The sequence below is a fragment of the Bradyrhizobium sp. Ken01 genome (genome assembly GCF_055807355.1).
Window position 1 is genome coordinate 33,901 of sequence record NZ_JBVVPC010000044.1, and the last position, 25,140, is coordinate 59,040.

Here is a 25,140-nt window from a genome sequence, read left to right on the forward strand (position 1 = left end):
CGTCAGCAAGCTGGTTGACTAGCCTCTATACCCAAGTCTTGCATGCGCGAATCGCATGATAGCGGAGTGATAAAACTGAATCATGATTCAATTACCGGCAGTCGCGTACCCTTTGCCAGCTGTAGGCAGCGGTGCGATTGGACCCGCGGATCGACATGACGAGGACGCTGGTGCAGTGGCACACACGCCGAACTATGGGGCTGCTAGGGGGCGCGCGCGAGCTGGGTGGCGAAATAAGCGATGGTCTTGGAGTAGACCTCGCTCTTGTTCCACTGCTGCAGCACCGCGAAGTTCGGGCTGCCCGGCTGCCAATCCTTGCCCTTCTGCCAGCCATAACCGGCAAGATAGTTCGCCGTGGAAGCGAGCACGTCGGGGGCGTTGTGCAGGAGATCGCGCTTGCCATTGCCGTCGAAATCGACGGCGTATTTCATCCATGACGACGGCATGAACTGGGTCTGTCCGAGCTCGCCGGCCCAGGCGCCCTTCATGTCGGCCGGTGCGAGGTCGCCGCGCTGGACGATGCGGAGCGCATCCAACAGCTCGGCGCGAAACTGCTCGGAGCGCCGGCAGTCATAGGCCAGCGTCGCCAGCGAGCGGATGGTCGCGAACTTGCCGGTATTGACGCCGAAATCGGTCTCGAGACCCCAGATCGCGACCAGCACCTCGCCGGGCACGCCGTAGGTCTGCTCGATGCGCGACAGCACCGAGCCGTATTGCTTCATCATGTTGGAGCCGCGCGTCAGGCGCGGCGGCACCATGCGGCCGGAAAACTCCTCGAAGGTCTGGCTGAAGACCTTCTGCGAGCGGTCGCGGTTGAGCACGTTCTGATCGAGCGTCACACCGGCGAGCCCGGCGGAAATGGCCTGTTGCGAGACGCCTTTGGCCGCGGCGTCGGTTTTGAAGTCTGCAAGCCACGCGTCGAAATTGCCCGAGCCGCAGGCAACCGCGGCGAGCGCGGGCTGAGCGGATAGGATGGATGCGGTGATGGCTAAGGCGGCGAGGGCGAGACGAGAAATCGTCGGGGTCATTCGAGCAAATAAATTCCGTGAAGTGATCTGACCGGCGTGCGCAATCTCGATGGAAACCGCGGCCAAAGCAAGGCGCATGACAGTCCGCGATCCTGCCCGCACCGGGGCAGGATCGCATCTCACGATATCGTCAGGCGTCGGTCCGATTGCGCCAGGGGAAGAGGTTGACGGGGAAGTCGGCGGCCGGCTTGCGTGGACGATGCGGCGGAGGCGGCACCGGACGCGCGCCCGGATCGGCGGCGATCACTTTCCGGTAGAGATGCCAGGTGGCATGGCCGAGCACGGGGACCACCACGGCAAGCCCGAGGAAGGCGGGAATCGTGCCCAGCGCCAGCAGGACGGCCACGATCAGGCCCCAGGCGGCCATCGGCACCGGGTTCTTCGCGACGACGCGCAACGACGTCACCATGGCCTCGAACGCGCCGGCATGGCGGTCGAGCATCAGCGGGAACGAGACGGCGCTGATGCAGAGCGCCGCAAGGGCGAACAGGAAGCCGGTGCCGCAGCCGACCACGATCAGCCACCAGCCTTGCCGGCTCGTGAGCACGCGCGTCAGAAAATCCGAGATCCCGGACGCGCCTTCATAGCCGAAAGCAGCGACGTAGATCGCCTGCGCGGTCGCAACCCAGGTCACGAACAGGGCCAGCAGCAGCGCGCCGAGGCCGAGCATGGCGCCGAAGGAGGGCGAACGCAGCACCTCCATGGCATCCCAGGCGCTGGCCTCTTCATAACGCTCCCGCCGGCTGGAGAGCTCGTAGAGACCGAGAGCGGCGAACGGGCCGATCAGGGCGAAGCCAGCGGCCAACGGAAACAACAACGGCAGCACTGAATAGCCCATCACCACGCGGGCGAGCACGAGGCCCAGCACGGGATAGATCACGCAGAGGATGATGGCGTGGCTCGGCACCGCCTTGAAATCGTCCCAGCCGCGCTTGAGCGCATCGTGCAGATCGGAGAGTTGGATGGTTCGGATCACCGGTCCAGCCGCTTCGGCGGTCTGGCCCATAGTTGGGACATTGCCCTGGTAGAGTGTGGCCATGGTCGCTAGCTCCCTTGCCATGCGGCCGCATCTGGCGCCAGCAACGGCGCAAGTGGCCGCTATTCTGAGTTTCGCGATCCCGACCAGACGCGAATTCCGGATGGCGTCGCGAACTGAACATCAAGCGTACGCCCATTTGCGAGTCCTGTCCCTCACGCTTGGGTGAGATTCGATGCCGCAGCGCAACCTCGACGATGTCATTCGGTCGTCATTTCGCCGCAGATAAGCTGATGCTGCGTGTTGGTTCGCGGAACTTCGCGGGCGCAACGACGCATCTTGGTCTATAAGGGCCACTCAAGGCCCTTCCACGGGTCCTTTTCGGGGAGCAGACATGAGCATTTTCGGGAAAATTATGGGCGCGATCTTCGGTAGCCATCCAGCTTCCGCCGCGCCCGCAGGCAGCGCACCGTCGGGCAGCGCGCCCGCAGGGGCCGCGCCGGGCGGATCGGCGCCTGCGGCGACGGTGGACGTTGCCTCAATCGTCGACGCCGCGGTCGCCGCGCACAAGGGCGAAAAGCTGGAATGGCGCACCTCGATCGTCGACCTCATGAAGGCGCTCGACATCGATTCCAGCCTCGCCGCGCGCAAGGACCTCGCCAAAGAGCTCGGCTACAGCGGCGACACCAACGATTCCGCAAGCATGAACGTCTGGCTGCACAAGCAGGTGATGTCCAAGCTCGCGGCGAATGGCGGCAAGCTGCCGCCGGAGATCAAGCACTGACCGATCGCCCGCTCGCAATCCAAGGGCCCGCGATCGGGCGGGCCCTTTTGCATTCAGGCGACGAGATCCGCATCTTCCGGATGTCTGTCGAGATAGTCGACGACGAAGCCGCAACCGGCGATCACCTTCCTGCCGTCGCGACGGATCAATTCCAGCGCGCCCTTGACCAGCTCGGAGCCGATGCCCCGGCCGCGCAGCGCACGCGGCGTCTCGGTGTGGGTGATGATCACCGCCGACGGCGTCAGCCGGTAATTGGCGAAGGCGATCTCGCTGCCGACATCGAGCTCGAAGCGGCTTCTGTCCTTGTTGTCCCGTACCGATGGCGCCATGCAAAATCCTTCCGACGTACTGCTTGCCTCTGATCTAGGCGCCTGAACCAGCCCTTGCCAAGGTGCGACCAAGAGAGGTTGCCGCAGGGGAGATATCCGGAAAATGCGTGTCCCGCTCAGCCGCCTGGCGCTGCTCGCCGCGCTGATCTCGCCGGCGCCGGCGCCGGCTGCGGCGGCAGGCGGTCCGGCTCGGGAGGCTTGCGTCGGATTGACCAGCACGCCGGACGAGCGGATCAAGGCTTGCTCGACCGTGATCGAAACGAAAAGCGAGAGCGGACCTCGGCTCGCCGGCGCTTATTGCAATCGCGGTCATGGCCTCACCGAGAAGCGCGAGCTCGAGGCGGCGTTGTCCGATCTCGACGAGGCGGTCAGGCTCGACCCCGGTTTTGCCTGCGCCTACAACAATCGCGGCCGTGTCTACAGTTTCAAGCGCGACTATGATCGCGCCATCGCCGATTACGACAAGGCCATCAAGCTCGATCCGTCGCTGGCGCTGGCCTACAGCAATCGCGGCGAGTCGCGTTTCAACAAGGGCGATCTCGACGGTGCGTTTGCCGACTTTGACGCGGCGATCAAGCGCGATCCCAAATACGCGATGGCCTACGCCAATCGCGCGTTGGTGTATTACCGCAGGCACGACATGGCGCACGCCATCGCCGACTACACCACGCGGATCAAGCTTGCGCCAGATCTGCTCGCCTATATCGACCGCGGCAACGTGTATCGCGACAGCGAGCAGCTCGATCGCGCCGCCGCCGATTATGGCGAGGCGATCCGTGTTGCGCCGACCGACGCGCGCGGTTGGCGCAATCGCGGCATGATCCGGCTCTATCAGGGCGACAGCAAGGGCGGCGTTTCCGATTACGACAAGGCGCTGCAATACGATCCCTCCGACGTGTTCTCGTGGAACAACCGCGGACAGGCTAAGCTGCGGCTCGGCGACAAACAGGGCGCGATTGCCGATTTCAGGAAGGCGCTGGAATTGAAGCCGGGCCTCCAGACAGCACAGGAGTCATTGCGGAAGCTCGGGGCGTTGTAGCTCTCGGTTGCTTCTCGCGACGACGGGGTTGGACTTCCTCCAGGTCCTGATAGGCCGGATGCTTCAATCGGTCGCCTTGGCGAGCCTGGAATCCTCCGGCTGCGCCTGCGGGCGCAGGCATCCCTGGCAGATGACGAGGGAACGGTTGACCCTGGCGTCCTGTTCAGCCTCGATTCCGTCCTGCGCCTGCCACCATTCCTTCGAATAGGGCTGAAGCCCGGCTTGCGACCTGTTGCGCTCGGATCGCGCGACGGTCCGTGTTGATTCTGAGCCAGCGCGCGGGTGATTGGGATTCTCGCCGGCGCCGTCCCAGGCATAGCGCGCAGGCGTGAAGGCGGGATCGGAGGCGAGGTGCGCTTGTGGGCCCACGGCACATCCGGCAAGCGCCAGCGACAAGACGAGGAGGGCGGGCGCTTTGACCATGATGCGGCACTCTGTACGCGACAACTGACGAAGGTTGCGCCGATCATGTTTAAAATTTCCTGAACGATCGCGGCTGCGCTGACGACCAATGCCAATGCGATATCTGATCCTCCTGCTCGTCCTGTTCGCAACCGCTGCGCGCGCTGACAACGCGAAGCCGTTCAATCCTGCCGACTATCCACCCGGCGTGCAGAAGGCTGTGCGCTACGCCAATGGGGAATGCGAGAGCCAAGGCGGCGGCGCGGTGACTTTTGCGCCGGATACGGTGCGCCGGATCGACCTGACCGGCGACGGCCGCGACGACTACATCGTCGATTTCCGCGACACCAAATGCGGCGATCGCGAGACGACCTATTGCGGAACCGGCGGCTGCATCATGAACATCCTGGTCACGTTGCCGGATGGCAGCGTGCAACCCGTCTTCGATGGCCAGGTCCGCAGCTACGAGATCAAGCCGAAGCCAACGAAGCGGGGTGCGGCGCGCACCATCCGTTTCGATCTGCATGGCAGCTATTGCGGCGGCTTTGGTGCGCAGGCCTGCGTCAAGGAGAGGGCCATCTCGGTGGCGCCGTTCGCGTTCAAGCAGCCTTAGGGCAGCTTCGCGGGCGGTGGCCTTGCAGGGGCACTGGCGATGGCGATAAATGGGCTGCAATGAGCGGGGGGCTCGCGTGCCGTCCGCCGCCGAAGAGGAAGCCCGATGCAGCCCTTGCGCATGTCCCGTCGCGTCATGAATCTCGCTCACATGCTGACCCAGAATGCGCGGCGGCATGGGGCGCGTCCCGGTTTCGTCTGGGGCGATAGATCCTGGACCTGGCGGGAGATCGATGCGCAGGTCTCGGCGCTGGCGGCAGCACTGGCCGCGCGCGGCATCGCGAAGGGCGACCGCATCCTCGTCCATTCCAAGAACGGCGACGAGATGTTCTTCTCGATGTTCGCGGCGTTCCGGCTCGGTGCCGTCTGGGTACCGACCAATTTCCGACTGATGCCGGACGAGGTCGCCTATCTCGCGCAGGCTTCCGGCGCGAAGGCGTTTCTGTGCCATGTCGATTTTCCCGAGCACGCCGCGACCGTGAGCGGTGGCGCGCTGGAATTCACCTGGAGTGTCGATGGTCGGGCGCCATTTGCTGAGACGTCGGTGGCGGATGCCGTCGCGTCGCGCGCCGGCACGGTGGTCGAGAACGTCGCGGTCGAGCACGACGATCCCTGCTGGTTCTTTTTCACGTCGGGGACCACCGGCCGCTCCAAGGCTGCGGTGCTCACCCACGGCCAGATGGGTTTTGTCGTCACCAACCATCTCGCCGATCTCACCCCCGGCGTCACCGAAGCGGATGCCTCGCTGGTGGTGGCGCCGCTGTCGCATGGCGCCGGCGTGCATCAGCTGGTGCAGACCGCGCGCGGCGTGCGCACGGTGCTGCTGCCGACCGAGAAATTCGACATCGACGAGGCGTTCCGCCTGATCGAGGCGCATCGGGTCAGCAATCTCTTCGTGGTGCCGACCATTCTGAAGATGATGGTCGAGCATCCCGCCGCCGACAAATACGATCATTCCTCGCTGCGCCAGGTGATCTATGCGGGTGCGCCGATGTATCGCGAGGATCAGAAGGCCGCGCTGAGGACGCTCGGCAAGGTCATCGTACAGTATTTCGGCCTCGGCGAGGTGACCGGCAACATCACCGTGCTGCCGGCAGCGCTGCATGACCCCGAGGACGGGCCGCACGCGAAGATCGGCACCTGTGGCTTCGAGCGTACCGGCATGCAGGTCTCGATCCAGGATGACGAGGGCCGCGAGCTCGGCCCCAACCAGAGCGGCGAGATCTGCGTGATCGGCCCCGCCGTGCTTGCCGGCTACTACGATAATCCCGAAGCCAATGCGAAGGCGTTCCGCAATGGCTGGTTCCGCACTGGCGATCTCGGCCACATGGACGAGGAGGGGTTCGTCTACATCACGGGACGAGCCTCCGACATGTACATCTCCGGCGGCTCCAACATCTATCCGCGCGAGATCGAGGAGAAAATATTGACCCATCCTTGCGTCGGCGAGGTCGCGGTGCTCGGCGTCCCCGATGCGACCTGGGGCGAGGTCGGGGTTGCCGTCTGCGTCGCGCGCGAGGGCGCCAAGCCGGTGAGCGAAGCGGAGATGGCGGCGTTCCTCGGCCCCAAGGTGCCGCGCTACAAGATGCCGAAGCGGTTCTTCTTCTGGGAGGCCTTGCCGAAATCCGGCTACGGCAAGGTTCCCAAACGGATGGTTCGCGACGAGCTCGAGGCGCGCGGGCTGCTCGATCTCGACAAGACACGGGCAGGCTGAGCGAAGGTCATGCGCAGCATCAAGCAGCCCGGCGCGCCGGTCGCCGAACGCATCCAATGGGTGGAGGCGAGGGGACGCGCCTTCTCCTTCACGCTTCAAGCAGGTCTGCCGCTGCTGGAAGCCGCGCGCCGCGGTTTTGCCGCGGAGGGATTTGCCGGCGGTGTGCTCAGCTTCGGGCACGGCGCGCTCGGGCCGTTCGGCTATGTCATGCCGGCGCTGTCGAAAACGAGTGAGAACGCCGCGTTCTATAGCGACACATTCCGGCCCAGCGGCGTGACGCGCACCAGGCTCGGCAGCATGACGCTGGGCATGCGCGATGGCGCGCCGTTCTTTCATTGCCATGGGCTGTGGACGGAGGCCGATGGCCGCGCAAGTGGCGGCCACATGCTGCCCGACGAGACAGACGTCGCCGAGCCGTTCGAGGTCGAGGCCTTCGGTATTGATGGAGCGATGTTTGCCGCGGAGCCAGATCCCGAGACCAATTTCAAGCTGTTCGGGCCGGTGGCGGCTGCGAGCACCGGCGCGCGCACGATCAGCCGCGCTTTCGCGTTGCGGCTGCGCCCCAATCAGGATTTCGCCTTCTGTCTCGAAGACTTCTGCCGCGCGCACGGCATCGCGCGCGCCAGGATCCATGGCGGTGTTGGTTCGACCATCGGCGCCCGCTTCACCCATGGTGGTGTGACCGAACTCTTCGCGACCGAGCTTGCGGTAACAGCCGGCATGATTGCGGTGGGCTCCTCCGGCGCGCTCGAAGCCGCACTCGACGTCGCCCTGATCGACTACACCGGCGGCATAGCGGAGGGCCGCCTGATCCGTGGCGACAATCCCGTGCTGATGACCATGGAGCTGGTGCTCGAGGTGTTGGACTAGTCCCGGCGAGCGATCATCAGTGGGTGCGTAGCTTGGCAATGGCCAAGTATGTGGAGTCGCTGATCCCCGAACCGGATCCCTGAAACAGGTTGAGCAGGGGGGATTGACCCTGGCCGGTGCTCTGACTGTTTCTGATGTCATACATGGCGGAGAAACGGTTCAAAAGCTTCGTAACCTTCGCGGGATCCGACAGATCCTTGATCTTCATGAATCTGTCCACGAACTTGGCCTGCTGATCGATCGGCATCGCCGCCATCGAGTCAGGCAGATCGAAGGTGGTCCTGAACACCTCCGAAAGAGCCTTGTCGGCAAGGATGTCGTACGCGGACGTGATGTCCCCCGCTTTTCGCTGGAAATAGAGCGCCAGGCGCACGCCGGGATTCGCATCCCCTTGCTGCTGCTCCAGGCTTTGCTCGACATAGTTCGCTTGTGTCTCCCGAAACTGATCCCGCTTCTGCGGACCTATCATCGGAAGACGCGCGACGTTGCCTTTGCTGTCGAAATTGAACGACGCCACGATTTCGGCAAAGCGAGGATCGCTCTGGGTGTTCGCGAAGCTCTTTGGATCGTTCAGATCGGAGCTGAAGATCTTCTTGAGAAATTCGGTGCCGACCTTCTTGGGATCCAGACCCTTGGCCAGGAGAATGAAATCGACCATCGGCCTGTTTGCGAGAAGATCGGAAACGCCGTCGATGCCGGCGATCGCTTGCTGATATTCCGACGCATCCTTCGTGGCCTGTGCCCGAACCGCGGCCTGTTGCTGGGGAGTTGCCGTGCTTGCGCTCTTCACCGCTCCAATGACGTAGTCCTTCGCGATCTGGAGGACTTCAGCCGAGTCCTGAGCTACCAAGGGGGTCGTCAGATTGCCTTTTGCGTCGAAGTTGAAGGCGCGGGCCAGTCCCAAATATCGATTGTCCTTGAGGGTATAGACGTAGCTCTTGGGGTCGTTGAGGTCGCTTTCGAGCACAGCCTTGACAGCCGCCGGCGAGACGTTTGCGGGATCGAGGCCGACGGCTCCCAGCGCAAAATTGTACACGCCCGGTGTCGATACGAACGCCTCGACTGAATCGATCTTGAGGATGGCTGTTCTGAATTGCCTGATTGCAAAGGCTTCGTTCAACGGGCTTGCCGCCGAATAAACGTCGGACTTGCTGTCGTCGAACTTTTGTTTCGTGATCGTGACATTCGCAGCAGTCTGCGCCGACACACCTGACGGAAGCGACCCGTCGGAGGAAAACTCGAACGCACCGGCCAGGTCGACGAGGCCGCCAATCGTCCCTATCTGGTCGCTGAGGCTGGAAATGCTGCTCGCATATGATTCCAGGTGATACTTTTCGACCAGGATCTGGACGTTCAACTGGGGCACGTTCGCGCCCGGTTGCGATAATTGGGTGGTGTAGTCGGCTATCCTTGAATTGGCCGCGGTGACATCCGATCGGGCTTGGGCAAGGTCGGCGTTGAGGCCACTCAACTGAGAAGCGAAAGTGGTGTTGACGTAGCTGTTGGGATCGGACGGATCGCTGCGCAAGACCTGGCTTATCGTGTCACGCGACCACTTGCCTTGATCGATCCCGTACGCCGAATAGACATAATTGCGAAGTCGGTCGTTGTTCAGGAGCTGGTCTGCACTGCTGATGTTGCCGATTTCGCCGCTGTAGTAATTCGAGTCGCCGGTAAGTGCATCGACCTGGCTCTTCCTGGTGGCCGTGTACAGACCGATCATCTCATCGGTCTGGTTCTCCGATTGCGCAACCGGCGTGGCGCTGCCATTGAAGGAAAATGCCGCGGCGAACTCGCGATAGCGCTTGTCGACCAGCTTGTTGACGAAGCTGTTTGCGTCGGAGAGGTCGCTCTCCAGCACCTTTTTCATGAAGGCCTTGGCGTAGGCCATGTCTTCCAGGCCATATGCCTTCGTTGCATAATGATAAAGGCGATAGTCTTTCATGAAGTCGTCGACGGACTTTACCTTGCCGATGTGGGCCTTGTAATAGGCGGCCTCTCGCGCCACGTCCTGTTGCTGTTCGACCCGCGTCAGGGACTGCTTGAGATTGCGCGTGATGTAGCTGTAACTGAAATACGTTGATACCATCGCGCACTCCTCGCGGCTGTTGCGGTCCCGGACGTCCGTCAATCATTGCGGGGTCGCGAGGTGGGGGCTGGCTTCATGCCAGGAAACTATCTCAGCTGCGTCTTCCCATGACGATTCTGGTCACATTCTCAGGTTACAATTTGCGTCCAAGTGACGGATACCGGGTTTGTTGCCGTTTGTTTCTAGCTGTTTCCCAGATGCAGCTTTCGCGAGGCTTTCGTACTTGGCATGTTGCTGTCGCCAGCGCGCCAGATAGAGTTCCACGCTCGTGTCCCGGACAAGCTGCAACGCGTAAGCGTTGCGGCGTAGAGCCGGGATCCAGAAACCGTGCATTTGTCGCTGCGTGGGCCCCGGCTCTGCGGCGCCCCGCCGAAGGGGCGCTGCGCCGCGTCCGGGGCACGCGCGCAAAATCCATCTTCGCATTTCAATCCACAGAGTCCGCGCAGTTTCGCATTCTCGCGGCCTGTGCGGCCCGAGCTTTGCGGAATTCTTTGCCCTCAAAAATGCCGAGGGCGCAGGGAAGACCGGGTGCCGGCTGGCACCCACGGTCCACTGTGCGAAGGTTGCGCTACAAGAGGCTGCACAGCGGCATGCAGGTGAAGCCCAACACACGGCCTTCCCTGCGCAGTGGTTCTACGGCTTATATCGTGCTCTCCCCGGGGAGCGATGCACTATTGCCCCCGTCGCCTTGCGGATGACTGATGCTGCGGACCCGGTCGGGCCGCCACATCACCGCAACACTTGGCGCACAGACCCCGGGCGCCAGGACCACACGATTTTGCCGTACGCAGGCTGCACCGGTCGTGTGCGCGACGCCTTCGCTCACGGTTGCCCGCCCTGCAAAGCCCTTCGCGCCGACGCCGCCTGCGTCCACCACGTCCCATCCCGCGTTCGTGACGATCGCGATCCGCCCCTCGGCCGGGTTGGGATGGCTCTCTATATGATAATCCGAAATACGGATAAAGAGAAATATTTTTACGCGCCATGATTGACCCTCTGCTTGGGTGTTTTGCCCCGCCGGGCGGCAAGGGGTTGTGGGGCGCGCGGACGGCCGCCGCAACGCGGCCACGAACGGGTCTCCCCCCGGCCGCAAAATGCGCTACCATGATCCCAGCGCGCATCAAGTCGCGCATGATCAACGAGACGCATGAGGAAACGAGATGAGGGTGACGATCGGACGGCGCATGGTCCTGGCCGCGGTGCTGACGGCCGCGGGCGCGGCGGCTCTGACGGCGGCGTTTGGCCCGGTTTTGACGTCGGCCTGGGCCCACGGGCCGACCCGGCAGAAGGTGCGCGAATCCATCGAGATCAACGCCGCTCCGGCCAAGGTGTGGGCCGCAATGGGCAATTTCCAGGACATGAGCTGGCTGCCGCCGGTTACCAAGACCGAGGGCGAGAAGGGCAACGAGATCGGCGCCACGCGGAAGCTGACGCTGACGGGAGGCGCGACCGTCGACGAGGAGCTCTACAAGTTCGACGCCGCCGCCATGAGCTATTCCTACCGGATCACCAATGTGGACGTGAAGGTGCTGCCGGTGACCAATTATTCCTCGACCTTGACGGTGACGCCGAACGGCGACGGCAAGGGTGCGACGCTGGAATGGGCAGGCGCGTTCTACCGCGGCTTTCCCAACAACGATCCGCCGCCGGAGCTGAGCGACGAGGCGGCCAAGACTGCGGTGAGCGGGCTCTACAAGGCCGGCCTCGAGTCGTTGAAGAAGAAGATCGAGAGCGGAAGCTGACGGTGCGGGCGCTGGTCCTGGCGGCGCTCGCCGTCAGCCTTTGCCTGGACGGCATCGCGCACGCCTCCGCTGAGGAGGCGTTCGTCACCAACCAGCTCAGCGACGATCTGATGGTCGTGGACCTCGCCACCGCGCGCAGCGTTGCGACGATCCCGATCGGCGGCAAGCCGGCCGGCGTCGCCGTCAGCGCCGACGGGCGTTTTGCCTATGTGACGAGCCCGGATGCCAAGGCCGTGACGGTGGTGGACGCGGCAACGCGGCAGGTTGCGGGACGGATCGAGGTCGGCGGCGGGCCGCTCGGCATTGCCGTCGCGCCGGATGGCCGCACCGTCTATGTCGCGGACTGGTACGCAGCCGCCGTGCGGGTGATCGACGCGGCGAGCCGCAGCGTCACGGCCAGCATTGCGGTCGGCGCCTCGCCGTCGGGCCTCGCGGTGACGCCGGACGGCAAGCTGCTGCTCTCGGCCGACCGCGACGACGACAGCGTCTCGGTGGTGGACACGGCGACACGCCAGCGCAGGGCGACCATCAAGGTCGGCACCCGTCCGTTCGGCGTCACAATCGATGCCGAGGGCAAGCGCGCCTACACCGCCAATGTCGGCTCCGACGATGTCTCGGTGATCGACATCGCAGAGGCGCGCGAGATCGGCCGCGTGCCGGTCGGGATGCGGCCTTATGCGGTGGCGCTGGCTCAGGACCGCGGCTTCGTCACCGACCAGTATGGTGGCACTGTCAGCGTGTTCGATCTGGCGACCTTGAAGCCGATCAAGCGCATCAATGTCGGCGATTATCCCGAAGGCATCGCCGCGACCGCCGACGGCAAGCGCATCATCGTCGCCTGCTGGGAAAGCAATACGCTCGACATCATCGATGCCGCCGAGCTGAAGCTGATCGGCGAGGTCAAGACCGGCGACGGCCCGCGCGCGTTCGGGGCGTTCTTGCGCAGGACGGAGTAGGGGATTGTAGCCTGCATGGAGCGAAGCGGAATGCGGGGACACTTTCCCGGATTGCGCGTTGCTCCATCCGGGCTACGACGCCGGGCGCAATGCGCGCGCAATCTCGTCCATCCGTTCAAACATGTGATCTGGCGCCAGCGCCCGCAGCGCCGCCGGCGCCGCATAGCCCCAGCCCACCGCGCCGCAGGCAATCCCCACGGCCCGCGCCGCTTCGATGTCACGCACCTCGTCGCCGATCGCAATGACCTTGCCCGGCGCCACGCCGGCGCGCCGCATGACCCGTCGAAATTTTGACGGCTTGCCGAACAGCGACGCCGCGCAATCGAAATGGGCGAACAGTGCCGCACAATCGCCGAGCTTCTCGCGCGCATTGGCCTCGCTGTCCGACGTCACCAGCGCGAGCTGCACGCCGTTCTCCGCCAGCGTCCGCAGCATCGTTTCGACCCCGGCGAACAGCGCAATCTCCGCCGCCGCCTCCGCCTTCAGCCGCCGCGCATGCCGCGCGATCGCCGGCAGCTTCCACAGGGGCACCTCAAGCCGGCTGAGAATCTCGCGCGACGAAGCATGCCGCAGCCCTTCGACGTCCTCATCCGCAACACGGCGAAAGCCGAAGCGGTCGGCGACGCCGTTGATGGTCCGCAGGAACCACGGGAAGCTGTCGGCCAGCGTGCCGTCGAGATCGAAGATGGCGAGGGAGTAGGGCATGGATTCCGCGGCGTCCGCAACTCTCACAGTTGCGGAAATCATTTTGAGAGATTGGAAACGCCGGCGTTCCGGCAGCTGGCTTACGACGCGCCGACGCAATCACTCCTCAGATCGACGCTTGCTTTTCGACGGTGGACGCTTTTTTGGTGGCTTCCCAATTGTCTGGATTTGCGTCAAGGTCGCGTGCTCCACCGTCGCGCCCTTGCCAAGTGCTACCGCTTGGCGCGCCGAATAGCTGTCTCCGGCTACTGAAATCGCTTGGGCGTTAATTTGAAAACCATAGAAATCACCATAAATGTTTAGTCTCTCGATCGAAATGTTTCCTCCCATTATTTGCTTGAGGGGGAATTCAACAGGATTCGAAAAGTGATTCATATGCTCATCGAAGTCGGTCAAAATCGGCCGTTTGCTGTCTGAATATCGCCCTGCATAGTTTTCAAGCCAATCCGTTGCCTCAGCCAATCCGTCGCTCCCACGACTTGGGTCGAACGAGCAGAATGTCCATTGCTTTCTAAGATCTGTTTCGTATCCATCTAATGAAACTCTCGATGGTCCTCTCGCTCCACGGCTGTCTTCGTTTTTATAATAGCTTCCGGCAAACATCACGGATGCCGTCGCGATCAACTTGGTGGATGGGCTCCCGATAAAAGATATTGCGTCTGCGAACAGATAGTATTTTGGGACACAGCGATCGCTGATGATTAGTTGAGTGTGCTTAGGTGGAACACGTAGGCGACCAGCAATGCTCGCAACACAAGAGCCGCGTCTCTCTATTTCTGTACCGATGCGATCATACAGGTATTCAGGGAGCGCAATAATGATGCCTTGATGAGCTATTCCGTTCGAAGATGCCCCTAGTAGGTAAAAGACTTGTCGTTCGATACTGAACGATTGGAGGCGGACACAGCCGATACCACCCAGAACCATTTCTGCCTTTCCAGCGGGATAATATTCGTTATTGGTCCATGAGAAGAATTCGGCTGCACGATCTCTGGCCGTTGCTGCTTCAGGGGTGAAGTATCTGCCGGGAGCGAGTGGGCTCCACTCGGTGACACAGAATTCTGATAACAACAATCGATGGCCCTCCCGGACACGTCGGGTGTTTAGGTCGGTCCAAAGTGATTGATTTTCGGAATATACCGTAGGAGTTGGAGTGCGAGTTTCAATATCCGTAGAATTAAGGTCGGCAATCACCGGCCTGAACCCCAAATTATCATCTAAGTAGCTTGTAACGCTTTCAGGGCGTTCCTCGCGTGAGACGTCTCCACGAAAGTGAGCAACGCGGCGTTCCAGGTCGATCGACGACTCATCCATTGGTCCCTCCTCGGCGATGCAGACAACCTTGAATGTTTGCACACTCTGTGGTGGCATGTCTGCAGGTTAGAAGGGAGATGATTATGGGTAAATCGAGCTTCACGGGAAATCAGGTGGCCGCGATGGGGCCGGGTGCCACCGCTAACAACGTCACGATGATTCAGCTCTCGAAGGGGCAGATTGACCCGCAGGAGCTATCTAAACAATTGGGGATGCTCCGAATTGCGCTCAAGGGTGAAGCTTCGACCGCTGATCATGATGTGGCTATCGGTGGCGTTGCTGCTGCCGAAAAAGCGGCAGCGGAAGGTGATGGCTCAGCTGCGCTGCAGCATCTTAAAACGGCGGGGAATTGGGCACTCGCGATAGCCGAAAAGATTGGGGTAGGCCTCGCGGTCGCAGCCTTAAAGACTTCAATGGGACTGTAGCAGAGAAAGCGGCCCTCACTCCGCCGCCTCGCTCGCCGCGCGCCTCCGCTTCGGCTTCCGCGCCTTCGCCGGCACCGGCGCCAGAAACTTCCCCGTGTAGCTCCTTGGCGCCTTCGCGATGTCTTCCGGCGGGCCCCAGACGACGATCCCGCCGCCGTCGCCGCCTTCGGAGCCGAGGTCGATGAACCAGGCGGTCTTGATCAGTTCGAGGTTATGCTCGATGACGACGTCGTGGAAGTGCAGGCCGGTGGTCGGCTCGTCCAGGATGTAGAGCGTGCGGCCAGTGGCGCGCTTGGATAGCTCTTTCGCCAGCTTGACGCGCTGGGCTTCGCCGCCGGACAGGTCGTGGTCTGCTGGCCGACATGAATGTAGTCGAGGCCGGCGCGATGCAGCGTCTCGCGCACGCGCGCCTCCACCTTGACTAGGATTTCCACACGGTCCCCTCGGTCCAACCAAGATCGGCGAACTCGGTAGCCCGGAGCGGTGCTTCTCCCTCGGCGAAGAATTCGTCGGGCTGAGGCGGGGCAATGTGCGTTTCGGACAGCATCGCGTGGGCCTGTCCGCGATGATGAATTTGATGCTGGAACAGATGCATGAGTAGCCGGTCACGGCGTTCGGTCTGGACCCGCATGTCGCGGTTGATCCGCACAATGCCGTCGAGAAGCTCGGGCGTCAGCGCATCGCAGACGGCAATCAAGCGCTTGTCGATCGCAGCCTGCGCAGCCTTCAGCGCGGCAAGGGAGGGATGCGGCACTTCGTTCTTCCAAGCCGCCGGTCCCAGCCACCCGCCCTCCAGCGCATCGACATAGAAGAGGTCTATGACACGGATGTGGTTGAGCGTGCGCTGCAGGCTCGGAAAGAAGCCGGTTCGTGCGGCTTCGAAGTCGGCCTGAGACAGCGTCGCGCAAGCGGTGAGAAGCCGATGGTTCGCCCAGGGGCGAACGCACGATAGGTTTGCACAAGTCCTGCAGGCAAACGCGATCCTCCCTCAGACAAATGCTTCTGCTCATTCCAGGTGGGCTACTCCGCCGCCTCGCTCGCCGTCCGTCTCCGCTTCGGCTTCCGCGCCTTCGCCAGCACCGGCGCCAGGAACTTGCCCGTATAGCTCCGCGGCGCTTTCGCAATGTCCTCGGGCGGGCCCCAGGCGACGATTTCGCCGCCGCCGTCGCCGCCTTCGGGGCCGAGGTCGATGACCCAGTCGGCGGTCTTGATGACTTCGAGATTGTGCTCGATGACGACGACCGTGTTGCCCTGCGCGACCAGCTCGTGCAGCACCTCAAGCAGCTTCTTGACGTCGTGAAAATGCAGGCCGGTGGTCGGCTCGTCCAGGATGTAGAGCGTGCGGCCGGTAGCGCGCTTGGACAGCTCCTTTGCCAGCTTGACGCGCTGGGCTTCGCCGCCCGACAGGGTCGTGGCCTGCTGGCCGACATGGATGTAGTCGAGGCCGACGCGATGCAGCGTCTGGAACGTCTCGCGCACGCGCGGGACCGCCTTGAAGAACTCGGCGGCTTCCTCGACGGTCATGTCGAGCACATCGGCGATGCTCTTGCCCTTGAACAGCACCTCGAGCGTCTCGCGGTTGTAGCGCTTGCCCTTGCAGACGTCGCAGGTGACGTAGACGTCGGGCAAAAAGTGCATTTCGATCTTGATGACGCCGTCGCCCTGGCAGGCCTCGCAGCGGCCGCCCTTGACGTTGAAGGAGAAGCGGCCGGGCTCGTAGCCGCGCGCCTTCGATTCCGGCAGGCCTGCGAACCATTCGCGGATCGGCGTGAAGGCGCCGGTATAGGTCGCGGGGTTCGAACGTGGCGTGCGGCCGATCGGCGACTGGTCGATGTCGATGATCTTGTCGATGTGCTCGAGGCCCTCGATGCGGTCGTGCGGGGCGGCGCCCTCGCTGGCATTGTTCAGCTTGCGGGCGATCGCCTTGTAGAGCGTGTCGATCAGCAGCGTCGACTTGCCGCCGCCGGAGACGCCGGTGACGCAGGTGAACAGGCCGAGCGGAATTTCGGCCGTGACGTTCTTGAGATTATTGCCGCGCGCGTTGACCACTTTGATGGTGCGACGATGGTTCGGCGGGCGCCGCTCCGGCACCTCGACCTCGAGCTCGCCCGTGAGATATTTGCCGGTGAGCGAGTTGGGGTTGCGCATGATCTCGGCGGGCGTGCCTTCGGCGATGATGTTGCCGCCATGCATGCCGGCGCCGGGGCCGATGTCGAGCACGTGGTCGGCGAGCAGGATCGCGTCCTCGTCATGCTCGACCACGATCACGGTGTTGCCGAGGTCACGAAGTCTCTTGAGGGTGTCGAGCAGGCGCGCATTGTCGCGCTGGTGCAAGCCGATCGAGGGCTCGTCGAGCACATAGAGCACGCCTGTTAGCCCCGAGCCGATCTGCGAGGCCAGGCGGATGCGCTGGCTCTCGCCGCCGGAGAGCGTGCCGGAGGAGCGGGAGAGCGTGAGGTAGTTGAGGCCGACGTCGAGCAGGAAGGTGAGGCGCTCGCGGATCTCCTTGAGGATGCGGCCGGCGATCTCGTTCTGCTGGGTGTTCAGCGCCTCCGGGACGGTCTCGAACCACGCGCCGGCGCCTTTCACGGACATCTCTGAGATGTCGCCGATATGCTTGCCGCCGATCTTGACGCAGAGCGCCTCGGGCTTGAGCCGAAAGCCGTGGCACGCCTCGCAGGGCACGTCGTGGAAATACTTCGCAAGCTCCTCGCGCGCCCACTCGCTCTCGGTCTCGCGATAGCGGCGGTTGATGTTGGTGATGACTCCCTCGAACGGCTTCTTGGTGTCGTAGGAGCGGACGCCGTCCTCGTAGGAGAACTTGATCTCGTCCTCGCCGGAGCCATGGAGGATCGCGTTCTGCGTCTTCTTCGGCAGATCCTTCCATTTGGTGGTCAGCGTGAACTTGTAGTGCTTGCCGAGCGCAGTCAGCGTCTGAATGTAATAGGGCGACGAGGACTTGGCCCAGGGCGCGATCGCGCCCTTGCCGATGGCGAGCTCCTTGTCGGGAATGACGAGGTCTTCGTCAACATGCTGCTCGACGCCGAGGCCGCCGCAGGCGGGGCAGGCACCATAGGGATTGTTGAACGAGAACAGGCGGGGCTCGATCTCGGGGATGGTGAAGCCGGACACCGGGCAGGCAAACTTTTCCGAGAACAGCATGCGCTCGGGTCCGCTCTTGTCGTGGATCTTTGCGGTCTTCTTTTTCTCTTCCGCGGGTGCTGTCGCAGCCGGCGCATCGGCGAATTCGATGACGGCGAGGCCCTCGGCAAGCTTCAGCGCGGTCTCGAAGCTTTCGGCGAGGCGCTGGCCGATGTCGGCGCGCACCACGATGCGGTCGACGACGACGTCGATGTCATGCGGGAATTTCTTGTCGAGCACAGGGGCTTCCGCGAGCTCGTGGAAGGCGCCGTCGATCTTGACGCGCTGAAAGCCCTTCTTGAGCCATTCGGCGAGCTCTTTGCGGTACTCGCCCTTGCGGCCGCGCACGACCGGCGCGAGCAGATAGAGCCGCGAGCCCTCCGGCAGCGCCAGCACGCGATCGACCATCTGCGAGACGGTCTGGCTCTCGATCGGCAGGCCGGTGGCGGGCGAATAGGGCACGCCGACGCGCGCCCACAGCAGGCGCATGTAGTCGTAAATTTCGGTTACCGTGCCGACAGTGGAGCGCGGGTTCTTCGACGTCGTCTTCTGCTCGATCGAGATCGCCGGCGACAGGCCGTCGATCTGGTCGACATCGGGCTTCTGCATCATCTCCAGGAACTGGCGAGCATAGGCGGAGAGCGATTCGACGTAGCGGCGCTGGCCCTCGGCGTAGATGGTGTCGAAGGCGAGCGAGGACTTGCCGGAGCCCGACAGCCCCGTGAACACCACCAGCTTGTCGCGGGGAATCTCGACGTCGACGTTCTTGAGGTTGTGCTCGCGCGCGCCACGGATCGTAATTGCGCGCAGGTTTGATCCCACGTTCTGTTGTTGGCGCTTGGCCTTGATCACTTCATCCATCCTGGTGGTCCTCAGGGAATCCAAAAGCGCGCGATCGCGCCAACGCAATAGGCGCGCTTCGCCCGGAACCGGGATCGGCGCCGATGGGTATGTGAGCGAACGTAGGAAGAACGGGGACGGATTTCCAGTGGCGTTTACGAATCGTCAACGGATTGTTGGCGCGCTGGCGGCAACTGGCAGGAGCAGGGCGGGTGGAACTGCGCAGTAACGTGTCCGGCAAACAAAAAGGCCGGCGCGAGGCCGGCCTTTCGTAACACGATGGCGTCGATAGCGAAGATCAGTACTTCGCGACGATCGGGCCCCCGAAGTGATAGTTCACGCCGACCTGCACGGTGTGGAAGTTGAGCGTGCCGGACGGCAGCGCAGCGCCGAGGCTCGAGAAGTAGTTCTCGCTGCCGAGGCTGCGATAGAGGTACTCGCCCTTGACCGACCACTGCGGAGCGAAGAACGCTTCGACGCCCGCACCGACGGTCCAGCCGGAGTGCCACTTGCTGTCCGAAGCGGTCACGCCGAGCGCGCTGATGCTCAGCTTGTTGTCGATCCAGGCGTAACCACCGGTGCCGTAGAACAGCACCTGGTTGACGGCGTAGCCGATACGGCCGCGCACGGTGCCCATCGCATCGGTCTTCGAGCTGAAGGTGGTGCTCACGACGCCAAATCCGGGGACGGCAACTGGGCCAGTCACAGACGCGTTCACGTCAGCCCAGGCGCCATCGGCCTCGATGCCGAACACGACGTTGCCGGTCTGCCAATTGTAGCCGGCGGTGCCGCCGACGAAGCCGCCCTGCATCCGCGGGCTGTTCGAATCTTCCCAGGCGCCGCCACCGACGACACCGAGGTAGAAGCCGGTCCAGTTGTAGACCGAAGCCATGGCCACCGGGGCCTTGGTGTAGGGGCGCGCCGCGAGATCAGCGGCCGAAGCCGGGGCAGCGAGAGCGAACAAACAGGCCGAAGCCAGCAAAACCTTTTTCATTTTCAACTAATCCCAGTCCCAGTTTCTGATTGTGCCTTCCACGATAGGGAAGGGCATCGGACTCACTTGCCCAACTGAGGCCGTACTTACACCATTGAAGCTGCAAGTTGTGTCACTGGAAAGCCACAGCGGCCTGAAAATGGCGCAGTTACTGACCTATGGTCCTCCATGGGACCAGCAACAAAAAAGGCCGGCACGAGGCCGGCCTTGATTGATGAATGTCAGTTCGATCAGTACTTTGCGATGACCGGACCGCCCCAGCGATAGTTCAAGCGGACGAGTCCCATGTCGACGTCCTGGCCGATCCGGTCACTGCCGAAGACCGCACCCGCGGGCGTTGTGAAGCCGATCGTGCGATTGCCGAGGAAGATGTGGTCGTACTCGAGGCCCAGCGACCAGTTTGGTGCGAAGCCGAACTCCAGACCGGCCCCGACCGTGCCACCCCAGCGAGTTTCACGGGCGGAAGCCAACAGGGTGCCCGCGCCGGGCGTGCCCGCAGCAGCGTAGACGTCGTACTTGTCGCCGACGACGGCGGCGCCGCCCTTCACGTAGAACAGCACGTTATTCCAGGCGTAACCGACTTGCCCGGTGATGAGGCCGAAAGCGTCGATGCGAGAACGGTTGCGATCACCCGTCACCAGAGCGGTGCCAGGGAAGAGGGTGCTCACGTTGTCGCCCCGGAAGTCGGCCCAGTTGCCTTGGCCTTCAAGGCCGAACACCCAATTGGTGGATTGCCACCGATAGCCGATCTGGCCACCGACGGTGCCCCCCGTCGCATTGTGACAGCCTTCGCTGGCCAGAGCACCTGGGACCCCGGTCACCGCGCCGGTCGCATCCAGGAAACTCCAGCAATTGCGGCTCGAGCCCCCGCCGCCGTTGATGCCGATGTAGAAGCCGCTCCAATCGTAGATGGTGGCAATCGCCGGCGCGGGGGCCTTGGTATAGGGACGCGCAGCCAGATCCGCCGCGCTTGCGGGAGCCGACAGGCCCATCGCCACTGCACCTATTGCACCAATAAGAAGCTTATTCATTGCCAGTCTCCCCAGGTTCGTCCGCTTCTTATGTCCCCGAAGCGGCTGATCAGGCGCGAGGGCCCATATGAACTAAGTCCGAGGCAACGGTAGCTCTGCGGAGCGGCAGAGTCCGTCTCCGAAATGCAACAAGAACGGGGCAGTGCGAGTACCCATAACCTGCTGAATGTTAAGTTCTTTCTCCCGTTTCAGGGAACCTACAAAGGTTCCAATCTACCCGTGCCTTCCCGCAGCACATCGGCCGATCGATCTCACACCTTCAGTGCTGTCGTTCGCCAAGAACAAATCTGGAACGAGCCGGAGGTCGATGCTATATGTGGGGATAACCGGAGGGGTGACGGACTGATCGGCGTCCGCAAGCGTTCGGCGAGCGTATAGGGTCGCCTCAACAGGCACGGCGGAACGCGGGGAGCGGACCGGCCTTCTTGAATTCAATGGCATTCGGAGCGGAGAGCGGAGATGGCGGGAAGCGTCAACAAGGTCATTCTGGTTGGAAATCTCGGCAAGGATCCTGAAATCCGCCGCACCCAGGACGGGCGTCCGATCGCCAATCTGAGCGTCGCCACCTCGGAGACGTGGCGCGACAAGGCAACCGGCGAGCGCAAGGAAAAGACCGAGTGGCACCGCGTCGTGATCTTCAATGAAGGGCTCTGCAAGGTCGCCGAACAGTATCTGAAGAAGGGCGCCAAGATTTACGTCGAGGGTGCGCTCCAGACCCGCAAATGGACCGACCAGAGCGGGGTCGAAAAGTACTCGACCGAAGTCGTGCTGCAGGGCTTCAACTCGACCCTGACGATGCTGGACGGTCGTAGCGGCGGTGGCGGAGGCGGCAGCTTCGGCGACGAGCCGGGCGGCGATTTCGGGTCCTCCGGTCCGGTCAGCAGCGCGCCGCGGCGCCCCGTTGCCGCTGGCGGCGGTGGCCGCAACAGCGACATGGACGACGATATCCCCTTCTGAGCGACCGCGTTCTGAGAACGCGGCGTCTCGATGCGGAGGCACCGGCCGGATGAGCGGCGCTTCTCATCTTGTGTCAGAAAATCCCACTAATCGGCAGGGCGGGCTCGGGATTTCCGGGCCCGCTTCATGTTTGGGGTGAGCTCGGATTGCGGCTTGGCAAACGCGCTGGCGGGGCAAGCCCGTCGCGCGGTTTTCCGCGCGCAACGGGCGATTTTGCAAGGCCGATGCGGGGGCCGTCCGAGACATCGCTCGCAAGGGCTTAAGTTGTTGGAAAAATAGGCGGAAAAAGCGCTTCCCAGAACCCCGCGAGGGTGGTTATCAGAGGCTCGATGCGCTATATGATTCCCAGATAAAACCTCACCGGATTTCCCCTTGGCTGACGACGACGACAAGCCCGGCGACCAGCCGGCGCAACCCTCGGATATTCGCCCTGTCTCCATCTTCGAGGAGATGAAGAAGTCCTATCTCGACTACGCCATGAGTGTGATCGTGGCGCGGGCGCTGCCTGACGCCCGCGACGGTCTGAAGCCGGTGCATCGCCGCATCCTGTACTCGATGAACGAGCAGGGGCACACGCCGGACAAGAAGTACGTCAAGTCCGCCCGCGTGGTCGGTGACGTCATCGGTAAATATCATCCGCATGGCGACCAGTCGATCTACGACGCCATGGTCCGGATGGCGCAGGACTTCTCCATGCGCGTGCCGCTGATCGATGGCCAGGGCAATTTCGGCTCGGTCGACGGCGATCCCCCGGCGGCCTATCGTTACACCGAAGCTCGATTGACGAAGGCGGCGCTGGCTCTGCTGGCCGACATCGACAAGGACACGGTCGATTTCCAGCCGAACTACGACAACAACGAGACCGAACCGTCGGTCTTGCCGGCCAAGTTCCCGAACCTCCTCGTCAACGGCGCCGGCGGCATCGCCGTCGGCATGGCGACCAACATCCCGCCGCACAATCTCGGCGAGGTCATCGACGCCTGCGTCGCGCTGATCGACAACCCCGCGCTCACCATCGACGAGCTCATCAACATCGTGCCGGGGCCGGATTTCCCGACCGGCGGCGTCATTCTCGGACGGCAGGGCATCCGCGCCGCCTATCACCTCGGACGCGGCTCGGTCATGATGCGCGGCAAGGTCGCGATCGAGACCATCCGCAAGGAGCGCGAGGCGATCATCATCACCGAGATTCCCTACCAGGTGAACAAGGCGACGATGGTCGAGCGCATCGCCGAGCTGGTCAAGGAAAAGAAGATCGAGGGGATCGGCGACCTGCGCGATGAATCCGACCGCGACGGCTACCGCGTCGTCATCGAATTGAAGCGCGACGCGGTGCCGGATGTGGTGCTCAATCAGCTCTACAGGTTCACGCCGCTGCAGACGAGCTTCGGCGTCAACATGGTGGCGCTCGACAGCGGCCGTCCGCGGATCATGCATCTGAAGGACCTGCTGGCGATCTTCGTCGACTTCCGCGAGCGCGTCGTCACGCGGCGCACCAAGTTCCTGCTCGCCAAGGCCCGCGATCGCGCCCATATCCTGGTCGGTCTGGCGATCGCGGTCGCCAATATCGACGAGATGATCCGCGTCATCCGGACCTCGCCCGACCCGACCACCGCGCGCGACACCCTGATGTCGCGCGATTGGCCCGCCCGGGACGTCGAGGACATGCTGACGCTGATCGACGATCCGCGCCACCGCATCAGCGAGAACGGCACGATCCGGCTGTCGATGGAGCAGGCGAGGGCCATTCTCGATTTGCGCCTGCAACGCCTCACCGCACTCGGCCGCGACGAAATCCGCGAGGAGCTCGACAAGCTCGCCGGCGAGATCGCCGACTATCTCGACATCCTGCGCTCGCGCGACCGCGTGCTTGAAATCATCAAGTCCGAGCTCGCCGAAGTGAAGGCCGAGTTCGCGACCCCGCGCCGCACCGTCATCATCGAGCAGGAAGGCGAGGTCGAGGACGAGGACCTGATCCAGCGCGAGGACATGGTCGTCACCGTCTCCCACGCCGGTTACGTCAAGCGCGTGCCGCTGTCGGCCTACCGGGCGCAGCGCCGCGGCGGCAAGGGCCGCGCCGGCATGCAGACCCGCGACGAGGATTTCGTCAGCCGGCTGTTCGTGGCGTCCACGCATACGCCGATGCTGTTCTTCTCGTCGCGCGGCCAGGTCTACAAGATCAAGGTCTGGCGCCTGCCGATGGCCGCGCCGAATGCGCGCGGCAAGGCGCTGATCAACATCCTGCCGCTGGAGCAGGGCGAGCGCATCACCACCATCATGCCGCTCCCGGAGGACGAGTCCACTTGGGGCAATCTCGACGTGATGTTCGCCACGACCGGCGGCAACGTCCGGCGCAACAAGCTGTCCGACTTCGTCGACGTCCGCCGCTCCGGCATCATCGCGATGAAGCTCGACGACAACGAAGCGATCGTCGACGTGCAGATCTGCACCGAGCATGACGACGTGCTTTTGACCGGCGCCGGCGGCCAGTGCATCCGCTTCCCCGTCACCGACGTGCGCGTGTTCACCGGGCGCACCTCGATGGGCGTGCGCGGCATTGCGCTTGCCGAGGGCGACAAGGTGATCTCGCTGGCGATCCTGCGCCACGTCGAGACGACGTCCGACGAGCGCTCGGCGTACCTGAAGATGCGTCGTGCGGTCGCCGGCGAAGCTGCGGCCGAGGAGCCGGCGGCGGACGCCGAGGCCGAGGAGACCTCCGGCAGCTTCCAGCTCGCCCAGGAGCGCTACATCGAGATGTCGGCGCAGGAGCAGGTCGTGCTGACCGTCTCCGTCAACGGCTACGGCAAGCGGACCTCGTCCTACGAGTACCGCACCACCGGCCGGGGCGGCAAAGGCATCGTGGCCATGAGCGTCAACAACCGCAACGGCAACCTCGTAGCGTCGTTCCCTGTGGAGGACGCTGATCAAATCATGCTGGTCACCGACAAGGGCCAGCTGATCCGCTGCCCGGTCGAAGGCATCCGCGTCGCCGGCCGCTCGACCCAGGGCGTGATCGTGTTCGACACCGCCGAGGACGAACACGTCGTCTCGGTCGAGCATATTACGGAAGAGGCCGAGAGTGGGAATGGGGCAAATGGGGAGTCGAACGGGGAGTGATGCGTCACCCCTCGTAGCCCGGATGGAGCGAAGCGAAATCCGGGACTCTCTGCGCGGCGCAAGAAACCCGGATTT

Annotated in this window: 21 protein-coding genes and 2 pseudogenes; 11 read left to right on the top strand and 12 right to left on the bottom strand. The window is 63.2% G+C overall.

All coding sequences use genetic code 11. The features are described from left to right. Positions 1 to 203: 203 nt before the first annotated feature. The gene (locus AC0L3S_RS31025; RefSeq protein WP_473265836.1) at positions 204 to 1,028 is read right to left on the bottom strand and encodes a lytic murein transglycosylase; all 825 of its coding nucleotides are present in this window, start codon (positions 1,026 to 1,028) and stop codon (positions 204 to 206) included. Positions 1,029 to 1,158: 130 nt separating this feature from the next. Continuing rightward, complete coding sequence (locus AC0L3S_RS31030) at positions 1,159 to 2,067, bottom strand: DUF2189 domain-containing protein (RefSeq protein WP_473265837.1); 909 nt, start codon at positions 2,065 to 2,067, stop codon at positions 1,159 to 1,161. Positions 2,068 to 2,398: 331 nt separating this feature from the next. Here AC0L3S_RS31030 and AC0L3S_RS31035 point away from each other — a divergent pair, with 331 nt between their 5' ends. After that, positions 2,399 to 2,788 (top strand): DUF3597 domain-containing protein, encoded by a 390-nt coding sequence (locus AC0L3S_RS31035; protein WP_473265838.1) that lies wholly within the window; start codon positions 2,399 to 2,401, stop codon positions 2,786 to 2,788. Between the two features lie 53 nt (positions 2,789 to 2,841). Here the strand turns inward: AC0L3S_RS31035 and AC0L3S_RS31040 are convergent, their stop codons facing one another. Further along, the gene (locus tag AC0L3S_RS31040) at positions 2,842 to 3,117 is read right to left on the bottom strand and encodes a GNAT family N-acetyltransferase (RefSeq protein WP_018458006.1); all 276 of its coding nucleotides are present in this window, start codon (positions 3,115 to 3,117) and stop codon (positions 2,842 to 2,844) included. 103 nt (positions 3,118 to 3,220) lie between these two features. On the opposite strand from AC0L3S_RS31040, the gene AC0L3S_RS31045 reads away from it, so the two are divergent. Further along, positions 3,221 to 4,156 carry a tetratricopeptide repeat protein gene (locus AC0L3S_RS31045; protein ID WP_473283446.1) on the top strand — a complete coding sequence of 312 codons (936 nt, stop codon included), beginning with the start codon at positions 3,221 to 3,223 and terminating at the stop codon, positions 4,154 to 4,156. A 63-nt stretch (positions 4,157 to 4,219) separates the two neighbouring features. On the opposite strand, the gene AC0L3S_RS31050 is transcribed toward AC0L3S_RS31045, so the two are convergent. Continuing rightward, positions 4,220 to 4,579: a hypothetical protein gene (locus tag AC0L3S_RS31050; RefSeq protein ID WP_473283448.1), complete on the bottom strand. Its 360-nt coding sequence runs from the start codon at positions 4,577 to 4,579 to the stop codon at positions 4,220 to 4,222. A gap of 94 nt (positions 4,580 to 4,673) precedes the next feature. Here AC0L3S_RS31050 and AC0L3S_RS31055 point away from each other — a divergent pair, with 94 nt between their 5' ends. The 3 genes from AC0L3S_RS31055 to AC0L3S_RS31065 all read left to right on the top strand — a co-directional run bounded on the left by AC0L3S_RS31055 (position 4,674) and on the right by AC0L3S_RS31065 (position 7,754). Continuing rightward, positions 4,674 to 5,171, top strand: coding sequence for a hypothetical protein (locus tag AC0L3S_RS31055; protein ID WP_473283450.1), 498 nt, complete (start codon positions 4,674 to 4,676; stop codon positions 5,169 to 5,171). Positions 5,172 to 5,276: 105 nt separating this feature from the next. Then, positions 5,277 to 6,884 carry an acyl-CoA synthetase gene (locus AC0L3S_RS31060; RefSeq protein ID WP_473283451.1) on the top strand — a complete coding sequence of 536 codons (1,608 nt, stop codon included), beginning with the start codon at positions 5,277 to 5,279 and terminating at the stop codon, positions 6,882 to 6,884. 9 nt (positions 6,885 to 6,893) lie between these two features. Then, positions 6,894 to 7,754 carry a PCC domain-containing protein gene (locus AC0L3S_RS31065; protein WP_473283453.1) on the top strand — a complete coding sequence of 287 codons (861 nt, stop codon included), beginning with the start codon at positions 6,894 to 6,896 and terminating at the stop codon, positions 7,752 to 7,754. Positions 7,755 to 7,770: 16 nt separating this feature from the next. Here AC0L3S_RS31065 and AC0L3S_RS31070 read toward each other — a convergent pair whose 3' ends face one another. Continuing rightward, entirely contained in the window at positions 7,771 to 9,843 is a 2,073-nt protein-coding gene (locus AC0L3S_RS31070) for a DUF1217 domain-containing protein (protein ID WP_473283475.1), read from the bottom strand. A 701-nt stretch (positions 9,844 to 10,544) separates the two neighbouring features. Here AC0L3S_RS31070 and AC0L3S_RS31075 point away from each other — a divergent pair. The 3 genes from AC0L3S_RS31075 (at position 10,545) to AC0L3S_RS31085 (ending at position 12,541) form a co-directional block, all read left to right on the top strand. Beyond that, positions 10,545 to 10,787 carry a hypothetical protein gene (locus AC0L3S_RS31075; RefSeq protein ID WP_473283455.1) on the top strand — a complete coding sequence of 81 codons (243 nt, stop codon included), beginning with the start codon at positions 10,545 to 10,547 and terminating at the stop codon, positions 10,785 to 10,787. 216 nt (positions 10,788 to 11,003) lie between these two features. Continuing rightward, entirely contained in the window at positions 11,004 to 11,585 is a 582-nt protein-coding gene (locus tag AC0L3S_RS31080) for an SRPBCC family protein (RefSeq protein WP_473283457.1), read from the top strand. 2 nt (positions 11,586 to 11,587) lie between these two features. Next, positions 11,588 to 12,541, top strand: a complete 954-nt coding sequence (locus tag AC0L3S_RS31085) for a YVTN family beta-propeller repeat protein (protein WP_473265845.1) — start codon at positions 11,588 to 11,590, stop codon at positions 12,539 to 12,541. 72 nt (positions 12,542 to 12,613) lie between these two features. On the opposite strand, the gene AC0L3S_RS31090 is transcribed toward AC0L3S_RS31085, so the two are convergent. Both AC0L3S_RS31090 and AC0L3S_RS31095 read right to left on the bottom strand, forming a co-directional pair. Continuing rightward, entirely contained in the window at positions 12,614 to 13,246 is a 633-nt protein-coding gene (locus AC0L3S_RS31090; protein ID WP_473283459.1) for an HAD-IA family hydrolase, read from the bottom strand. A 99-nt stretch (positions 13,247 to 13,345) separates the two neighbouring features. Then, positions 13,346 to 14,560 carry a hypothetical protein gene (locus tag AC0L3S_RS31095; protein ID WP_473265847.1) on the bottom strand — a complete coding sequence of 405 codons (1,215 nt, stop codon included), beginning with the start codon at positions 14,558 to 14,560 and terminating at the stop codon, positions 13,346 to 13,348. 83 nt (positions 14,561 to 14,643) lie between these two features. Here AC0L3S_RS31095 and AC0L3S_RS31100 point away from each other — a divergent pair, with 83 nt between their 5' ends. Further along, a complete protein-coding gene (locus AC0L3S_RS31100; protein WP_473265848.1) occupies positions 14,644 to 14,985 on the top strand; it encodes a hypothetical protein in 342 nt (113 codons plus the stop codon). 15 nt (positions 14,986 to 15,000) lie between these two features. On the opposite strand, the pseudogene AC0L3S_RS31105 reads toward AC0L3S_RS31100, so the two are convergent. The 5 genes and pseudogenes from AC0L3S_RS31105 to AC0L3S_RS31125 all read right to left on the bottom strand — a co-directional run. Next, positions 15,001 to 15,404, bottom strand: a pseudogene (locus tag AC0L3S_RS31105) (ATP-binding cassette domain-containing protein); the annotation flags it as partial. Between the two features lie 2 nt (positions 15,405 to 15,406). Then, positions 15,407 to 15,960 (bottom strand): annotated as a pseudogene (locus tag AC0L3S_RS31110) (DinB family protein). 45 nt (positions 15,961 to 16,005) lie between these two features. After that, entirely contained in the window at positions 16,006 to 18,987 is a 2,982-nt protein-coding gene (uvrA, locus tag AC0L3S_RS31115; RefSeq protein WP_473283461.1) for an excinuclease ABC subunit UvrA, read from the bottom strand. Positions 18,988 to 19,264: 277 nt separating this feature from the next. Further along, complete coding sequence (locus AC0L3S_RS31120; RefSeq protein ID WP_473283464.1) at positions 19,265 to 19,960, bottom strand: outer membrane protein; 696 nt, start codon at positions 19,958 to 19,960, stop codon at positions 19,265 to 19,267. 230 nt (positions 19,961 to 20,190) lie between these two features. Beyond that, positions 20,191 to 20,991: an outer membrane protein gene (locus AC0L3S_RS31125; protein ID WP_473265851.1), complete on the bottom strand. Its 801-nt coding sequence runs from the start codon at positions 20,989 to 20,991 to the stop codon at positions 20,191 to 20,193. 459 nt (positions 20,992 to 21,450) lie between these two features. Between AC0L3S_RS31125 and AC0L3S_RS31130 the strand changes: the two genes are divergently transcribed. After that, positions 21,451 to 21,948 (top strand): single-stranded DNA-binding protein, encoded by a 498-nt coding sequence (locus tag AC0L3S_RS31130; protein ID WP_007590726.1) that lies wholly within the window; start codon positions 21,451 to 21,453, stop codon positions 21,946 to 21,948. Positions 21,949 to 22,320: 372 nt separating this feature from the next. Continuing rightward, complete coding sequence (gene gyrA / locus AC0L3S_RS31135) at positions 22,321 to 25,065, top strand: DNA gyrase subunit A (RefSeq protein WP_473265852.1); 2,745 nt, start codon at positions 22,321 to 22,323, stop codon at positions 25,063 to 25,065. Positions 25,066 to 25,140: the final 75 nt, after the last annotated feature.

Excerpts from the sequence above, each read along its gene's own strand:
- AC0L3S_RS31025 (WP_473265836.1), bottom strand. The coding sequence starts at position 1,028 with ATGACCCCGACGATTTCTCGTCTCGCCCTCGCCGCCTTAGCCATCACC.
- AC0L3S_RS31030 (WP_473265837.1), bottom strand. The coding sequence starts at position 2,067 with ATGGCCACACTCTACCAGGGCAATGTCCCAACTATGGGCCAGACCGCC.
- AC0L3S_RS31035 (WP_473265838.1), top strand. The coding sequence starts at position 2,399 with ATGAGCATTTTCGGGAAAATTATGGGCGCGATCTTCGGTAGCCATCCA.
- AC0L3S_RS31040 (WP_018458006.1), bottom strand. The coding sequence starts at position 3,117 with ATGGCGCCATCGGTACGGGACAACAAGGACAGAAGCCGCTTCGAGCTC.
- AC0L3S_RS31045 (WP_473283446.1), top strand. The coding sequence starts at position 3,221 with ATGCGTGTCCCGCTCAGCCGCCTGGCGCTGCTCGCCGCGCTGATCTCG.
- AC0L3S_RS31050 (WP_473283448.1), bottom strand. The coding sequence starts at position 4,579 with ATGGTCAAAGCGCCCGCCCTCCTCGTCTTGTCGCTGGCGCTTGCCGGA.
- AC0L3S_RS31055 (WP_473283450.1), top strand. The coding sequence starts at position 4,674 with ATGCGATATCTGATCCTCCTGCTCGTCCTGTTCGCAACCGCTGCGCGC.
- AC0L3S_RS31060 (WP_473283451.1), top strand. The coding sequence starts at position 5,277 with ATGCAGCCCTTGCGCATGTCCCGTCGCGTCATGAATCTCGCTCACATG.
- AC0L3S_RS31065 (WP_473283453.1), top strand. The coding sequence starts at position 6,894 with ATGCGCAGCATCAAGCAGCCCGGCGCGCCGGTCGCCGAACGCATCCAA.
- AC0L3S_RS31070 (WP_473283475.1), bottom strand. The coding sequence starts at position 9,843 with ATGGTATCAACGTATTTCAGTTACAGCTACATCACGCGCAATCTCAAG.
- AC0L3S_RS31075 (WP_473283455.1), top strand. The coding sequence starts at position 10,545 with ATGCTGCGGACCCGGTCGGGCCGCCACATCACCGCAACACTTGGCGCA.
- AC0L3S_RS31080 (WP_473283457.1), top strand. The coding sequence starts at position 11,004 with ATGAGGGTGACGATCGGACGGCGCATGGTCCTGGCCGCGGTGCTGACG.
- AC0L3S_RS31090 (WP_473283459.1), bottom strand. The coding sequence starts at position 13,246 with ATGCCCTACTCCCTCGCCATCTTCGATCTCGACGGCACGCTGGCCGAC.
- AC0L3S_RS31095 (WP_473265847.1), bottom strand. The coding sequence starts at position 14,560 with ATGGATGAGTCGTCGATCGACCTGGAACGCCGCGTTGCTCACTTTCGT.
- AC0L3S_RS31100 (WP_473265848.1), top strand. The coding sequence starts at position 14,644 with ATGGGTAAATCGAGCTTCACGGGAAATCAGGTGGCCGCGATGGGGCCG.
- uvrA (WP_473283461.1), bottom strand. The coding sequence starts at position 18,987 with ATGGATGAAGTGATCAAGGCCAAGCGCCAACAACAGAACGTGGGATCA.
- AC0L3S_RS31120 (WP_473283464.1), bottom strand. The coding sequence starts at position 19,960 with ATGAAAAAGGTTTTGCTGGCTTCGGCCTGTTTGTTCGCTCTCGCTGCC.
- AC0L3S_RS31125 (WP_473265851.1), bottom strand. The coding sequence starts at position 20,991 with ATGAATAAGCTTCTTATTGGTGCAATAGGTGCAGTGGCGATGGGCCTG.
- AC0L3S_RS31130 (WP_007590726.1), top strand. The coding sequence starts at position 21,451 with ATGGCGGGAAGCGTCAACAAGGTCATTCTGGTTGGAAATCTCGGCAAG.